This is a genomic window from Gordonia sp. NPDC003950 (assembly GCF_053605205.1).
Map to the genome: position 1 here is coordinate 1 of NZ_JBSGIT010000014.1, position 15221 is coordinate 15221.

The window sequence follows — 15221 nt, forward strand, 5'->3', positions numbered from 1 at the left end:
GCAATGTCGTATCCGCCTGATTACGTCCGGCGAGTTGCAGTGCACGGGTTTCGGCGAACGCGCGCACTTCGTCATCGGACAGGACGACGATCTCGCCGGCGATGATCCGGATACGCTCCAACGACTGATCACCAGCCAAGAACGCCGCAGTCACCGTCGGGAGCGTCGACAGCAAGAAACTCAACGTCATCCACGACGTCGCTTGCGGCACCGACACACCCAACGCGGTCGACACCCTGCCGGTCGCAGCCTTGTCGACGCCACCGGTGGTGTGCACGTTGGTCACGTGGCCCGAGAGCAGCATCTCGTCGTACACGGCATGCCCGACCCGCGCCGCCGACAACACCTTCCGGGCGATCACCTGCCGTTCCTGGCGTTGCAACGATCGGGCCAGAGCGGTCGCCGCCTCGACAGGGAGGTGATCGATCATGGCCGCATCGTCGGCGGTCATCGACAACTCCGGCGCGGTAGTCGCGCGAATTGTGGTGTCGGCCACGATGTTCACCCCCTCTGCTCGGTCGCTCCAACTGAACTGACGCAAGTGTAGCGAGGGGGTACGACAAAACTGATCGGTGCGGAATCTGCTGGGTACGAGAACTATCCGCGTCCTCAACGTTGGGTTCGGTTGGCGGCAGGCTGGTTTCACTGTCGGGTTGCGGAGGTGGCCTCGACCTCGACAAGCTCGGCCTGCCGGACACGCCACAGGCGGGTCGCCCACCAACGAGAGGCTCCGGCTCGGCTCAGCCAAGGGAGGGTGGGGCCGGTCAGCCCTCGCCGCGCGCCGCTTGTGCCTTCTTACGTTCGATGTCGGCGAGAGCGCGTTCGAGTTCGGCACGTTCCGCGGCGTTGGCGGCCCAGGCGTCCTTGCGATTCTTGACGACGCGGGCCGGTGCACCGACGGCTATCGAGTAATCCGGGATGACGCCCTTGACCACCGCGTGGGAGCCGAGGACGCAGCCGCGGCCGACGATGGTGTTGCGCAGCACCGTCACCTTGGCGGCGACCCAGGTGTCGGGGCCGATGCGCACCGGCCCCTTGACGATGCCCTGATCCTTGATGGGCAGCGTGATGTCGTCCATGCGGTGGTCGAAGTCGCAGATGTAGCACCAGTCGGCGATCAGCGTCGAGCCACCGATCTCCAGGTCGAGGTAGGAGTTGACGACGTTGTTGCAGCCGAAGACCGTCTTGTCGCCGATGCGCAGGCTGCCCTCGTGGCAGCGGATGGAGTTGCCGTCGCCGATGTGGACCCAACGGCCGATCTCCATCCGGCTCATCTCCGGGGTGGCGTGGATTTCCACATTGCGGCCGAGGAACAGCATTCCGCGCAGCACGATGTGCGGATTGGCCATCCGGAACTTCGCGAGTCGGTAGTAACGGACCAGATACCAGGGCGTATAGGCCCGATTGCGGAGCACCCAGCGCAACGAGTCGATCGTCAGGAAGCGCACCTGCTCGGGGTCCCGACGACGCCCGGCCCGGAACCGCGACCGGTAGCTGGCGTTCCACATCGTGGTCATGACAGGCAACCCTAGGCCATCGCATGTGGACCGGATTCGCCAGATATCGCCTCCGGAGGCCGTGTCCGGGGCGTCGCGGCACCGGTCGCCGACGCCCCACAGGATAGGCTCTAGCGTTGGCGTCGCCGGTGATGACTCCGGCGAGCAGAGGTGAAGGAGCTTCGATGGCGGTTGCCCGACGTCCGCGAGGTATGCGGCGCATGCCGGCAACTGTCGTCGTGGTGTTCGCGGCGGTGGTCGCCCTGGCGCTGTCATCATGCTCCGACGGCCACATCGACGTCCGGTCGGTCGCGGGGATCGGGTGGTCCAGCTACGGCGGCAACGCTGCGAACTCCAACTTCGCCTACCCCAGCGTCCCCGACGATCTGGCGTTGAGCTGGACCCGCCCGACCGGTGGCACGGTGACCTCGCCGGTGACCATCTCGGCGACCGGCAACGTCGGGGTGACGTCGAATTCGACCGGATGCAACCTGCTGGTGCTCGATCAGCGCTCGGGACGCAAGAACTTCTGCAAGAAGATGCGTGAGGGTGTCTCGGGCAACGCCATGCTCACCGATCAGTACGACCAGCCCTACATCGGGGAACAGACCACCTTCCTGGCATTCAACGCCGGTGGTGCGATCCGGTGGCGGATGCCGGTGATCGGGGTGCCGTTGTCGGCGAAGTTCGCCGACCCCGGCATCGCCCTGATGGTGACGACACAGGGCCAGATCCTGCTCATCGACACCCAGACGGCGCAGTTCGCCGCGCCTGAGGTACGGCTGCGTCCCGAGGCCGATCCGGCCGACCCGCTGTACGGATACGGCGACTGCGTCACCAACGGTCCGCGGTGCACGGTTCCCGCTCCCCCGGCGGTCGACATGGCTCATCAGCGCTTCTTCCTGAATGTCTGGCCCACCGGCGCGATCGCCAGCGAAATCCGTGGGTTCTCCTACGCCGAGGTCGACGGCAAGCGGACGATCTCGGAGATGTGGAAGGCGCAGGTGCCCGGCGGGGTGATCGGGCCGGCCACGTTGTCGGCCGACGGCTCCACCGTCTACACCTTCAGCCGCCTCGGCCAAATCGTGGCCCTCGACGCCGCGACCGGCACCACCCGCTGGACCTACGACAACGGCGGCTACGGGTTCGCGACGATGACGGTGTCCCCGGATGGGTTGATCATCCCGACCGGTGTCATCGGCGCCCCCTTGACGCTGCTGCGCGACCGCGGCGACAGGGCCGAAAAGGTCTGGCAGCGCAACGATCTGGCGACGGTGAGTCTCTCGGCGCTGACCAACTCAGGGACCGCGTGGACCGTCGTGCGCGATCCCGGCAAGGACACGCTGTCGCTGACCGAGGTGTCCACCGCCGACGGCAGCACCACGCGCAGGCTGACCTTGCCCAATTCGGCCGGCTTCACCACCGGTATCGCGGTGTCGGCGTCCGGGCAGATCGCCACCGCCACCAATCTCGGCGAGGTGTACTTCTTCGACTCGAAGAGCAACATCCCCGGCTGAGCGGAAGGTTCACGCACCGCGGAACGTGCGCCGGTAGGCGATCGGGGCCATGCCGAGTTCCTTGCGGAGGTGGTGACGAAGGTTGTCGGCGGAGCCGATACCGGTCTGTTCGGCGATGACATCGACGGGCAGGTCTGTGGTCTCGAGCAGTTCCCGGGCGAGGTCGAGCCGCCGGTCGCGCAGCCACGCGCCCGGCGCGGTACCCGTCTCGTCGCGGAACCGCCGGATGAAGGTCCGCGTACTCATCTGCGCGTGTGCGGCCATCCGGTTGACGGTGACGGGTTCGGCCAGATGCGTGAGTGCCCACTCCCGCGCCACCGCCGTTCCCGGACCGTCCTGGACCGGTACGTGCCGTTCGATGAACTGCGCCTGGCCACCCTCACGCCAGGGCGGGACCACACAGTGCCGGGCAACGCGGTTGGCGACGGCGGCCCCGTGATCGCGCCGAATGATGTGCAGGCACAGGTCGATTCCGGCGGCGAGACCCGCCGAGCTCAGCACCGCACCCTCATCGACGAACAGCACCGATTCATCGAGGTCGACCTCGGGGTAGAGGCGCCGGAAGTCGTCGGCGTACTGCCAGTGCGTGGTCGCCCGCCTTCCGTCGAAGACGCCTGCCGCGGCGAGAACGAAGGCACCGGTACAGATCGACACCAGTCGGGCGTCGGGCTTGCGCGCGTCGAGTGCTCGCGCCACGTCGGGATCGAGGACGCCGTCACAACGACTCGACGCCAGGCGCGTACCGGGCACGACGATGGTGTCGGCCGTGGCGAGCGCCTCGGGTCCCGCCGCGGCGACGATCCCGTAGCCGGTGGTGGTGTCGAGAGGTCCGGGCGACAGCGACACGGTCGTGACCGAATACAGCGGGCTGCCGTCGTCGGCGCACGCCTGGCCGAACAGCAGCGACGGCATCGTCGCGTCGAAACCTACGACCGGCGGCAGCAGCAGGACCGCCACCGCATGCGGAGTCGCGACAGACACACACTTGGCATGATCTTCCGACATATTGGCAATCATGCCAGTGGTGGTCCGGCACGTCGATACCCGATGCTGTATCGGTGACCAACTCCCCCACGCCCACCGTGCCGACCTCCGTCCGGTGGACACCGCACCTGCACTGGGCCTGGATCGTCGCCGCCGTCAGCTTCATCGCGATCCTCGGCGCGGCCGGCTTCCGGGCCGTTCCGAGCGTGATGATGGACCCGTTGCACATGGAGTTCGGCTGGTCGCACGCCACCGTCGGCGCCGCCATGTCGATCAACATGGTGCTCTTCGGTGTCACCGCCCCCTTCGCGGCGGCACTCATGGACCGATTCGGGGTGCGCCCGATCCTGACCGGTGCGCTCCTGCTGATCGCCGCCGGCACCGGACTCGGCGTGTTCATGAGCGCCAGTTGGCAATTGCTACTGCTGTGGGGTGTCCTCGTCGGCCTGGGCACCGGGTCCATCTCGATGGGCTTCGTGGCGACCGTGTCCACCCGCTGGTTCGTCGCCAAACGCGGCCTCGTCACCGGAATCCTCACCGCCGCAGCGGCGACGGGACAGCTGATCTTCCTCCCCGTGGTCGCCCACATCACCGACGCATACGGCTGGCGGTGGGCGTCGCTCGTGGTCACCGGCGCAGCACTTGCTGTGGTTCCGCTGGTGGTGCTGTTCATCCGGGACCGTCCCACCGACGTCGGTACCACCGCGTACGGCGCCCGTCCGGACGACACCGAAACCGCCCTGCCCACCAGCGGATTCGGCGCCGCGGCAAGCGGACTCGTGCGCGGGATGCGCGTCCGGGCCTTCTGGCTGCTGGCCGGCAGCTTCGCGATATGTGGAATGACGACGAACGGTCTGATCGGGACCCACTTCATTCCGGCGGCGCACGATCACGGCATGCCGACCACCGTCGCCGCATCACTGTTGGCGACGATCGGTATCTTCGACGTCGCCGGCACCGTGTTCTCGGGATGGTTGACCGATCGGGTGGATCCCCGCACCCTCCTGGTGATCTACTACCTCGGCCGCGGTCTGTCCCTGGTGCTGCTCCCGATGCTGCTGTCGCCCAACGCCGAACCGAGCACCTGGGTGTTCATCATCTTCTACGGCCTCGACTGGGTGGCGACCGTCCCACCGACGATCGCGATCTGTCGGCATTACTTCGGCGCGGACACCCCGGTGGTGTTCGGCTGGGTGTTCGCCTCCCATCAGATCGGTGCTGCCGTCGCCGCTTTCGGCGCCGGCTACATCAGAGATGCGCAGGGCTCCTACGACAACGCCTTTCACGTCGCGGCGGCACTGTGCGTCGTCGCCGCCGCACTGTGCGCGGGAATCCGTCTCCGCGCCAACGACATCGCCGAAACCGATGTCACCGAAACCGATGTCACCGAAACCGGCGTCACCGGAGCCGCACCGGCGGGCTCAGATCCCGCGGACCCCGGCCTCGCAGACGAAGGCCACTCCCTTGCGGCCGATCCTGGTGAGCACCAACGACAGTGACCGGGTGCCCTTGAGCTTGAGCCGTTTCCGCAGTGCGTCCGGGTCGACGTTGAGGCCGCGCACCAGGATCTCCAGGGTGCCGCAGTCGTGGGCGGCGAGCGCCTTGCGCAGGACCTTCTCACTGGTCGAGCCCAACCGCTCGATGATGCGGAATCCGCGCTCACCGGGTGGCACCGCATCGCCGGTGAGGTAGGCGATCTGCGGATCCAGTTGCCACAACCGGTGTCGGTGCGCGTAGTGCCGCACCAGTCCGGCACGGACGACCGCACCATCGGGATCGATGATCCACTCCCCCGGTTCACCGGTCGGGATGTCGTCGGGTTCGGCATCGGTGAGTTCCCAGACCGACACGGCGCCATCGACACCGGTGCGCATCACGGTGGCCCGCCGTCCGACGCCGATCCCCGGCCCCGACCACAGGCACGCCTCCCGCACCGACGAGTCGAGCGAGGTCACCTGCACCTCACCGGAGAATCCGAAACGATCCCGAATCACCTGATAGTCCAGTCCCGGAGCACATTTCACCGCCAGAGGACGCCCGGCATAGGTCATCAGAACATCCAGCAGCGGCGGGCTGAGCGCGTCCGGTGAGAACACCCGTCCGGCACCGGTGCGTCGTGCCGGGTCGGCGAGGACGACGTCGGCGGTCGAGGTCGGGGTCAGTGCGTCGGCGACGAGCAGCGTCGGAGGGCACGACACATCAAGTGCGGTGTTGTGCCGCGCCATCGCGAGTCGCACACGATCGAGGTCGCTGCCGATGACACCACCGATTCCAGTGGTGCCGGCTAGTTCGATCAGTTCGGCGCCGACCGAACAGGTCACGTCGTGCACGATCGCATCGGGATAACGCCGGGCGATCTCGGCGGCGCGCTGCGCGGCGACGACCGATGCGGTCGACTGTTGCAGGGCGTCATCGGTGAGAAGCAGATCGGCGGCGTGCTGGAGCTTGCCGACGGCACGCCGACGCAGTCGGACCGTCTCGATGAGAGCGGCGTCATGCGGTGCGTAGCGGCTGCGTGCCTCGGCGATGTCGGACAGCATCGACGCCGGCGTCAGGACGAGGCCACCGACGTTCTCCAATGCCTTGTCGCCGTGCCGTGACCGCAGAAATGCCGCATCGTCGAGTCCGAACCTGTACCCCATCACCGTTGATCTTCCCGCGTCCGGGCCGCGGCGCACCACCCGGGTCCGCAGTCGTCGGTCCATCCGGACTGTTCGGCACCGGCATGTCGGGGCATCCGCCCGGTCGCTCGCGTTAATCTCACGGCGTGAAGTCGAGCGATCACCGTCCCGAAGAGCTGAACGGTCCGGCCGTCACCCGTGCCCAGTGGTGGGCCGGCCTCCCGGAGTCCGAGCGTGCCCGCCTGTGCACCGATCATCCGCAGTGGATCGGCAACTCCGACGGCATCCTCGCCACCGACCGCGACATCGCCAACCGCGCGATGCTCCCCACCGTGCGTGCCGACCTCCAGAAGCAGAGCGTTGACCTCGAGAAGCGGCTCGCCGACAACCGCTTCGGCGGAACATTCACCAGTGACGACACCCGCAAGTGGTACGTCGACAAGAAACTCGCCGACATCGGCGCCATCGAACACGAACTCGGACGCGCCGACGAGAAGAATCCGCGACTGCTGATCTCCTTCGACATGCACAGCGGTGAACGCGGCCACTGCGCCGTGGCCATCGGCAACCCGGATCACGCCGATCACATCGCCATCAGCACCCCCGGGCTCGGCACGACGATCTCGCCGTCACTCACCGGCGATCTGCCCTATCAGGGGATGGGTGGTGAATCGCGACTGCTCCGCGAGGAAGCCACCCGGCAGCTGGGATTGGCCGAGCGCGGACAGGAGACCGTGGCGGCCATCGCCTGGATCGGCTACGACACCCCGAATCTGACCGGGCCCGGCGGCCGAATCTCAACCGCTCGCGGCGCCTTCCACGTCAGCACCGAGGGCAAGGCACGCGACACCGCCCCGATCCTGTCCCGCTTCTATGCCGGCATCGCCGCCGCCTCGGACCGCCGTCCGCGTCTCGTCGCGCTCGGACACTCCTACGGGTCACTCGTGACCGCCGAAGCGCTTCGCCTGACCCACGGACTGATCAGCGACGTCATCTTCTACGGCTCACCCGGTCTCGGCGGCGAGCGCGGATACGACGCCGATTACACCCCTGAGGATTTCAACCTGATCGGCGGTCGCGCCTACTACCTCCGTAACGACGGCGACACCATCGCCGAACTCGGCATCTTCGGCAGCGACCCCGCCGAGAGCGCCGACCTCATCCGGCTGTCGACCCATGCCGGCACGGACAAGACAGGCGTGACCCGTGTCGGGAGCACCGCCCACGCCAGTTACACCCGCGATGTCGACGGGAAATCGACCATGGGCCAATACAATATGGCCGCGGTCGTCGCGAATCTCCCGGAGAATCTGATCGTCGGGCCCTAGAGACTACTGCGGCTTGGTGCCCGTCACCACGACGTTGTAGAAGAACTTCGGTGGCACGATCTTGCGCAGCACGTTCTCGTCGAGCCAGGTGAGCCGCTTCCACGAACCGAATGCGAATCCGGCCCAGCCCCAACCCAATTTGCCTGCGGGCACCGCGGCCTCGAACGTGCGGACCGGCCAGCCGAGCATCGCGGCGGCGAATTCCTCGGTCGCGGTGTCGACGCCCTCGGCGCCGGCGGCGCGGGCGATACCGGCCAACTCGTCGGGATCAAAGGTGTGGATGTCGACGACGGCCTCGAGTGCGGCCGCGCGGGAAGACTCGTCGAGTTCTTCCTGTGGCCGCCGCCACGACTGCAGCGGACCGAGTTTGGTGATGTTGGTCGTCAGATACCAGGTGGCGCGACTCATCCACCGGGCGTAGAAGTCGCCGATGGTCGACGGCTCGCCGGCGAACAGGAACCGACCGCCCGGCTTGAGAACGCGCAGTACCTCGCGCAGCGCCTGCTCCACATCCGGGATGTGATGCAGCACGGCGTGTCCGACGACGAGGTCAAAGGTGTTGTCGTCGTAGGGAATCTTCTCCGCGTCGGCCACCCGGCCGTCGACATCGAGTCCGAGGTTCTCCGCGTTGCGTAACGCCACCTTCACCATGCCCGGCGACAGGTCGGTCACCGAACCCTTGGTCGCGACCCCGGACTGCATCAGATTGAGCAGGAAAAACCCTGTGCCGCAACCGAGTTCCATCGCCCGCCCATACGGCAGCCCCTCGTCGGTCTGCACCGCGTCAAACCGGCCGCGCGCGTAATCGATGCAGCGCTCGTCGAAGCTGATCGACCACTTCTCGTCGTAGGTCTCCGCCTCCCAGTCGTGGTAGAGCACCTGGGCGAGTTTGGTGTCGGTCAGCGCGGCCTGCACCTGCTCGGCGGTGGCATGCGGATTCGGTGCGGGATCGATTCCCTGTTCGTCGGTCGCGCCGCCCTCGGGGGTGGTCCCGTTTTCGGTGGTCGTCATCGCTTGGCGTTTCCTCTCTCCGACGCCCCCCGGCGGGGGCCATCGCCTTACTTGCCGGTGAACGTGGCCTTGCCGGGGCCGTTCTCCACGAACGACGCCATCCCGATCTTGCGGTCCTCGGTGGCGAAGAGCGCGGCGAACAGTTGCTCTTCGATCTTGAGCCCGGTGTCCAGGTCGACGCCGAGACCCTGGTCGACGGCTTTCTTCGCCGCGGCGATGGCCACCGACGCGGCGTTGGCGAACTGTCCGGCCCACTTCAGCGCGGCGTTGTACACCTCGTCGGGGGCGACGACCTCGTCGACCAGCCCGATCTCCAGCGCCTCGGCCGCACCGACGAAGCGCCCGGTGAACATCATGTCCTTGGCCTTCGACGCGCCGACCAGCCGGGCCAGACGCTGAGTGCCACCGCCGCCGGGGATGACGCCGAGCAGCACCTCGGGTACGCCCAGTTTCGCGTTGTCGCCGGCGATCCGACGATCGGCGCCGAGCGCCACCTCGAGGCCGCCGCCGAGCGCATATCCGGTGATCGCGGCGACGGTGGGCTTCGGGATCTCCGAGATCGCACCCAGCGCACGCTGCAGAGACCCGGCGACCTTGGACATCTCCGCATAGGTCATGTCGGTCATCTCCTTGATGTCCGCACCGGCCGCGAGCACCTTGGGTCCGCCGTAGACGATGACCGCCTTGATGTCGTCACGTTCGGTGGCCTGCGCCGCGGCGGCCGCGAGTTCGGACTGTACCTGCCGGTTCAGCGCATTCATCGGTGGGCGATGGAGCAGGATCGTGCCCACGCCGGGATGCTCTTCAGAGGTTTCGAGAGTGACGAACTCAGCCATGGTCGAAGGCTACCGGTCCGATCCCGCCGATCGCGTCCCGGGTTGACCAACGAGACGGGTGGGGCGCCCGATTCGCACGATCTGTCGGCCACCGCTACCGAGGTGGCGAGGTCTGCCATCGTCACCGCCTCCAGCCCTCGGCGTCCGCCATCGGGGAGCTCGACCGCCCGCTCGGCCGCGAGGACCGCGGCGACGCCATCGGGCGCACTGGACGCTCGGTGCGTTGCGTGACATCATCCCCACCGACCCAGATCCGGACCGCCACCGTTCGATGCTGATCATTCAGTGCACGGGCATGGCGACCGCCACTGCGGCCGCCGCGATGGCAGACTCCACAGGGACCGCTTCCCGACCTCGGTGAGGAGATCCCATGAGCCCGACGTCGGCCGGCGAACCCGTCATGCTCGAGGTGAACGGCCGCACGGTCCGGCTGTCGAGCCCGGACCGCGTGTACTTCTCCGAGCGCGGTGAGACGAAGCTCGATCTCGCGCGCTACTACCTGTCGGTGGGCGACGGAATCGTGCGCGCCCTGTTCGAGCGTCCCTGCATGCTGCACCGATTCCCGAAGGGTGTCGACGGAAAGAAGGTGCACCAGAAGCGGATTCCGGCGGGGGCGCCCGACTGGGTGCAGACCACGCAGTTGTGGTTCCCGCGGTACGGGCGTACCGCCGACGAGTTGAGCGTCACCGAACTCGGCAGTGTCATCTGGGCGGTGCAGATGTCGACGGTCGAGTTCCATCCGTGGAACTCGCGCAGCGCCGACCCGGAGTCACCCGATGAGTGGCGCATCGATCTCGACCCGATGCCCGACTGCGACTTTGCCCGCATCCGCCGGGTGGCGGGCGTGGTGCACGAGGTCCTCGACGGTCTCGGTATCCGCGGGTTTCCGAAGACCTCCGGTGGACGCGGCCTGCACATCTACGTCCGGATCGCCCCGGAGTGGGGTTTCCAGCAGGTGCGCCGGGCAGCGCTCGCCTTCGCCCGGGAGGTCGAGCGACGCTCTCCCACCGATGTGACGACCGCCTGGTGGCGCAAGGACCGCGACCCGGCCGCGGTCTTCGTCGACTACAACCAGAACACCCGCGATCACACCATGGCGTCGGCGTACTCGGTGCGCGGCAATCCGCGGGGCACCGTGTCGGCGCCGGTGACCTGGGCCGAGATCGAGGACATCGAACCCGACGACTTCACCATCGCGACGATGCCCGCTCGCTTCGCCGAGCTCGGTGACCTGCACGCGGAGATCGACGACGTTGCCTTTCGCATCGACGAGCTGCTCGACTGGGCCGAGCGCGACGGCGGCGATGAGGCCGGGCATCCATCCCAGGTCGACGACCCGGACATCGTCGACCTCGACTGAGGTCGTCGGCTGCGGTTTCGGCCACGGTCACGGCGCCGATCGCGTCGCCGCCGCCCGTCCCACGCGGAGAAGTTGCCGACCGAGCGTGATCATCACCGCGCCGGGCACGACGATCCGGGCCAGATTCGGCAGTACCGCGACCGTGAGGAATCCGACGACGTCGCCCCGTTCCAGCGACTGCCTGGTCATCTCCAGACCACTGGACGCCTCCACGAGAAAGTAGAGAACCGTTTTCCAGAAGGTGGCGACCGTGACGATCAGTCCCACCACGACCGCGGAGAACCGCCGTCGGCGCGAGAGTACCCAGATCAGCGCCAGCACCTCGAGCAGGTTGGCCCAGCTCTGGGCGCTGCCGAACGCATCGGCGCCCGCGTAGCGGTGATCGAAGGACGAGTAGAAGACGTGTCCCGGCCACAGCCACGCCATCGATCCACCCTCGTGCGAGACCGATCCCAGCAGCACATAACAGGCGTCGTAGGTCTGGATGGCCGCGGTGATGACGAACCAGATCACCACCCACTGCGGCAATCGCAGGTCGGCGGCTCGTGTGGTCACCCCGGACGGCGTCGACACGGTCATCGGATGAGCGTATGCCGCGGCGTGGGCGATCTGCGGGCCAACGACTGAGAAACCCGATGCGCTACAACCCCACTCGCACGCCGATTCCGGCGATCAGCGCCTCCAGACCCCACTCGAATGCCTCGACCGGCAACGACACCACCTCGTTGCTGAGCGCGTACTGCAGCGGCTGCTCGTCCGGATCGAGGCGGGCGCGGCGTTCTTCGGCGGTGAAGCGATCGGCACCTCCGTCGGGATGGCGATGCTGCTCCTCGATCACGAATCCGGTGACGTAGGCATTGACCGATTGCAGGGCGCGTTGGGCGTCCAGCGGCGTCATCCCGGCGGCGACGAGCACCCGGACCGGCGCTTCCAGACCACGCAGGGCGGTGTCGTCGACGAGGGTCGTGCCGGCGACCAGTTTTGCCCCGTCCCGGAACGACAGCAGGATCTCGCGTGTTCGGTGACCACCGGCGCGCAGCAGTTCTCGCCAGTCGTCGGCCAACCCGTCGGGCACCGGTTCGGCGAGCAGGGTCGCCAGTACCCGGGAGGCCATCTCGTCCTGCAGGTCGGCCATGTCGCGGAAGTGGTAGTACAGCGCCCCCGCCCGCACCCCGAGACGGGCGGCCAGCGCTCGTGCGGTGATCCCGTCGAGACCGGTCTCGGCGAGCTGCTCGAATGCCGCGTCGATGATCGCCGAACGGGTGAGCTGCGCACGTGGCACGGGTCGGTCCCTTCTCCCCTTGACTTCTGAACATTGTTCAACAATGCTAGCAGACGTCGTTTTGAACAATGTTCAGGAGAAATCATGAAAGCTGCAGTCGTCTCCGACTTCACCTCATCGCCGCGATACGCGGACTTCCCGGAGCCGCCGGTCACCGACGACGTCATCGAGGTTCGGATGCTCGCCGCCGGCGTCCACAACCTCGTCCGGTCCGTGGCGGCCGGCGCGCACTACTCGTCCGGCGACGACCTACCCTTCGTCGCCGGGGTCGACGGCGTCGGCGTGATCGACGGCCGGCGCGTCTACACCGGCGGATGCCCGGACCCCTACGGCACCATCGCCGAGCGCACCATCGTGCCGAACGGCTTCGCCATTCCCATCCCGGACGCACTGACCAGCGAGGTCGCCGCCGCAGTGGTCAACCCCGCGATGTCGTCGTGGATGCCGTTACGCTCGACCGCCTCGCGACTCGACGGCGGAACCGTCGCAGTCCTCGGCGCCACCGGAACATCGGGGTCCCTGGCGGTCCGGATCGCGTTGCATCTCGGTGCCGCGCGCGTCATCGCGGCAGGTCGCAATGCCGAGGCCCTCGCCCACCTGGCGGACAATCCCCGGGTGGTGACGGTGTCCCTGGACGACGACGCCGCCGCCGAACACCTCGCCGCAAGGTTCGCCGACGGCATCGACATCGTGCTCGACTACCTGTGGGGACCGGTCGCCGAGATGGCACTCGGCGCACTCCGGGCGCACAGCCTCACCGCGCGCCGGACACCGGTCGACTACGTCCAGATCGGCGCGATGGCGGGACGATCATTGCAGCTCGACGCCTCCATCCTGCGCGCCCGGCCGCTGACGATCCGCGGGTCGGGCGGCGGATCCATCGTTCCGGCCCTGCTATTCGGCGAGCTGCCGAAGATCCTTGACGTCGCGGCGAGCGGAGAGCTGCCGATCGCGATCCGCACCGCGCCGTTACCCGACGTGACGCAGGCATGGAATGCCGACGCGCCGGGCCGCCTGGTGATCACGATCGGCGACTGAGCACTCAGAGGTCGATATTCGGCGTCGTGGTGCCCAGCCCGGCGAAATAGTCGTCCGAGTTGACGAAGGCTAGACCGGAAAGACCTTGTCCGGCACTGACCTTCGGCTCGATCGGCTCGATCACGCGCTCCGCGGCCAGCAACTCGGCAACGGTGGCGAACCCGGCCACCTCGGTCAGTTGCGCCCACGTCGGTGGCAGCAGGAAGTGTTTGCCCGCCGACCACGCCTCGAGTGCGTCCCCCGCGCTCGCCCAGCGTGCGATGTCGGCCTCACTGGTGGAGTCGTCGGGTTCCTGCCCCGGCGGCACCGCCGCGAGGAAGAACCGGGTGTCATACCGCCGCTTCTCATTCACCGGTGTGATCCAATGCGCCAGCGGCCGAAGGAGATCCGCGCGCAGGGTCAACCCGCGCAAGCGGAGGAACTCGGCGAAGGACAGGGATTTGTCGACCAGGGCGACGCGGTCGTCGCGCAACGTCGCCGGGTCGGGAAAGGTACCGTCCGCGGTGGAGGCAAGCAGCACACCGCATTCCTCGAAGGTCTCACGCACCGCCGCACACACCAGGGCCTGCGCGAGTTCGGTTGTGGTGGAGAGGATTTCCGACCACCAGGCGGCATCCGGCCCGGTCCAGGAGAGATCGGCGTCGCTGTCCCGGGGATCGACACCACCGCCGGGGAACACGGTCATGCCACCGGCAAACGCCATCTGCTTGACGCGACGTTGCAGGAACACCTCGATGCCGTGATCGCTGTCGCGGACGAGAACAACGGTCGCGGCGTCACGAAGCGGGGCGGGCGTATCTGTCATGGCGGGCCTCCTACCGGTCACCCGAGCGTGTGCTCGGGCTCACCCGATCGACCCTATCGACGCGCGCCCCGGCACCACCGACTGGGTTAGCCCGCCGAACGACGATGGGAACCCGCCCGGCGGTTGCGCCGCGCGAAGAACCGCCCGTCGACGCGCGACAGACTGATCTGTTGGCGAAAGGCCTTGGTCAGATTGCGACTCGTGAGCACCTTGTTCAGGAGCCCTTGGGCGACGACCTCCCCCTCCGAGAGGAGCATCGCGTGGGTGAATCCGGCGGGGATCTCCTCGACGTGGTGGGTGATCAGCACGATGGCAGGCGAATCGGGGTCGGCCGCCAGCGCGGAGAGTCGCTCCACGAGTTCCTCGCGTCCGCCGAGGTCGAGGCCCGCGGCGGGTTCGTCGAGAAGCAGCAACTCCGGGTCTGTCATCAGGGCCCGCGCGATGAGGACACGTTTGCGCTCCCCCTCCGACAGCGTCCCGAAGGCACGGTCGGCGAGGTGCTCGGCGCCCATCGACTCCAGGGATTCCAGTGCCTGCGCGCGGTCGACGTCGTCGTATTCCTCCCGCCATCGGCCGATCACCGAGTATCCGGCGGAGATCACCACATCGGCGACGATCTCGTCGTCGGGGATGCGGTCGGCCAGGGCCGGGCTGGCGACACCGATGCGCGTCGAGAGCTCGCGCACCTCGACCTTGCCGAGCAACTCACCGAGGACGAACGCGACCCCCGACGACGGGAACAGTTCCGCATTGGCCATGCGCATCAGCGTGGTCTTGCCTGCACCGTTGGGGCCGAGCACCACCCATCGTTCGTCGAGTTCGACCTGCCAGCTGACCGGTCCGACCAGCGTGTTCCCCTCACGCACGACCGCGACGTCGCGGAAGTCGATCATCAGATCGGGGTCGGTGGTCGGCTCTTGCGGCTCACTGGCGTTCACGGTTC

General features: G+C 67.6%; 13 protein-coding genes and 2 pseudogenes. 5 read left to right on the forward strand and 10 right to left on the reverse strand.

Annotated features, from left to right (window positions below; all coding sequences use genetic code 11):
* Positions 1-496, reverse strand: a pseudogene (locus ACWETB_RS13700) (HNH endonuclease); the annotation flags it as partial.
* A 268-nt stretch (positions 497-764) separates the two neighbouring features.
* Entirely contained in the window at positions 765-1517 is a 753-nt protein-coding gene (locus ACWETB_RS13705) for an acyltransferase (protein WP_348807518.1), read from the reverse strand.
* Between the two features lie 164 nt (positions 1518-1681).
* Between ACWETB_RS13705 and ACWETB_RS13710 the strand changes: the two genes are divergently transcribed.
* On the forward strand, positions 1682-3013 hold the full coding sequence (locus tag ACWETB_RS13710; RefSeq protein ID WP_449743037.1) for an outer membrane protein assembly factor BamB family protein: 1332 nt from the start codon (positions 1682-1684) through the stop codon (positions 3011-3013).
* A 9-nt stretch (positions 3014-3022) separates the two neighbouring features.
* Here ACWETB_RS13710 and ACWETB_RS13715 read toward each other — a convergent pair whose 3' ends face one another.
* Positions 3023-4018: a GlxA family transcriptional regulator gene (locus ACWETB_RS13715; RefSeq protein WP_452211650.1), complete on the reverse strand. Its 996-nt coding sequence runs from the start codon at positions 4016-4018 to the stop codon at positions 3023-3025.
* Positions 4019-4071: 53 nt separating this feature from the next.
* Between ACWETB_RS13715 and ACWETB_RS13720 the strand changes: the two are divergent.
* Positions 4072-5493: pseudogene (locus ACWETB_RS13720) on the forward strand (MFS transporter); the annotation flags it as partial.
* Here ACWETB_RS13720 and ACWETB_RS13725 read toward each other — a convergent pair.
* On the reverse strand, positions 5419-6639 hold the full coding sequence (locus tag ACWETB_RS13725; RefSeq protein ID WP_452211652.1) for a THUMP-like domain-containing protein: 1221 nt from the start codon (positions 6637-6639) through the stop codon (positions 5419-5421). The pseudogene ACWETB_RS13720 and the gene ACWETB_RS13725 sit on opposite strands and share 75 nt — an antisense overlap.
* Before the next feature lie 125 nt (positions 6640-6764).
* Between ACWETB_RS13725 and ACWETB_RS13730 the strand changes: the two genes are divergently transcribed.
* Entirely contained in the window at positions 6765-7946 is a 1182-nt protein-coding gene (locus ACWETB_RS13730; protein ID WP_452211654.1) for an alpha/beta hydrolase, read from the forward strand.
* Between the two features lie 3 nt (positions 7947-7949).
* Here ACWETB_RS13730 and ACWETB_RS13735 read toward each other — a convergent pair whose 3' ends face one another.
* Together ACWETB_RS13735 and ACWETB_RS13740 are read right to left on the reverse strand one after the other, a co-directional pair.
* Entirely contained in the window at positions 7950-8957 is a 1008-nt protein-coding gene (locus tag ACWETB_RS13735) for a class I SAM-dependent methyltransferase (protein ID WP_449743041.1), read from the reverse strand.
* A 47-nt stretch (positions 8958-9004) separates the two neighbouring features.
* Positions 9005-9793, reverse strand: coding sequence for an enoyl-CoA hydratase/isomerase family protein (locus ACWETB_RS13740; RefSeq protein WP_452211656.1), 789 nt, complete (start codon positions 9791-9793; stop codon positions 9005-9007).
* A gap of 370 nt (positions 9794-10163) precedes the next feature.
* On the opposite strand from ACWETB_RS13740, the gene ligD reads away from it, so the two are divergent.
* Positions 10164-11153: a non-homologous end-joining DNA ligase gene (ligD, locus tag ACWETB_RS13745; protein ID WP_452211658.1), complete on the forward strand. Its 990-nt coding sequence runs from the start codon at positions 10164-10166 to the stop codon at positions 11151-11153.
* A 27-nt stretch (positions 11154-11180) separates the two neighbouring features.
* Here ligD and ACWETB_RS13750 read toward each other — a convergent pair whose 3' ends face one another.
* A complete protein-coding gene (locus tag ACWETB_RS13750) occupies positions 11181-11732 on the reverse strand; it encodes a hypothetical protein (protein WP_452211660.1) in 552 nt (183 codons plus the stop codon).
* A gap of 61 nt (positions 11733-11793) precedes the next feature.
* Complete coding sequence (locus ACWETB_RS13755; RefSeq protein WP_452211662.1) at positions 11794-12435, reverse strand: TetR/AcrR family transcriptional regulator C-terminal domain-containing protein; 642 nt, start codon at positions 12433-12435, stop codon at positions 11794-11796.
* An 84-nt stretch (positions 12436-12519) separates the two neighbouring features.
* On the opposite strand from ACWETB_RS13755, the gene ACWETB_RS13760 reads away from it, so the two are divergent.
* Entirely contained in the window at positions 12520-13473 is a 954-nt protein-coding gene (locus ACWETB_RS13760; protein ID WP_452211664.1) for an alcohol dehydrogenase, read from the forward strand.
* 4 nt (positions 13474-13477) lie between these two features.
* Here the strand turns inward: ACWETB_RS13760 and ACWETB_RS13765 are convergent, their stop codons facing one another.
* Together ACWETB_RS13765 and ACWETB_RS13770 are read right to left on the reverse strand one after the other, a co-directional pair.
* The gene (locus tag ACWETB_RS13765; protein ID WP_452211666.1) at positions 13478-14278 is read right to left on the reverse strand and encodes an NUDIX hydrolase; all 801 of its coding nucleotides are present in this window, start codon (positions 14276-14278) and stop codon (positions 13478-13480) included.
* A gap of 86 nt (positions 14279-14364) precedes the next feature.
* Positions 14365-15171 carry an ABC transporter ATP-binding protein gene (locus tag ACWETB_RS13770; RefSeq protein WP_348807556.1) on the reverse strand — a complete coding sequence of 269 codons (807 nt, stop codon included), beginning with the start codon at positions 15169-15171 and terminating at the stop codon, positions 14365-14367.
* Positions 15172-15221: the final 50 nt, after the last annotated feature.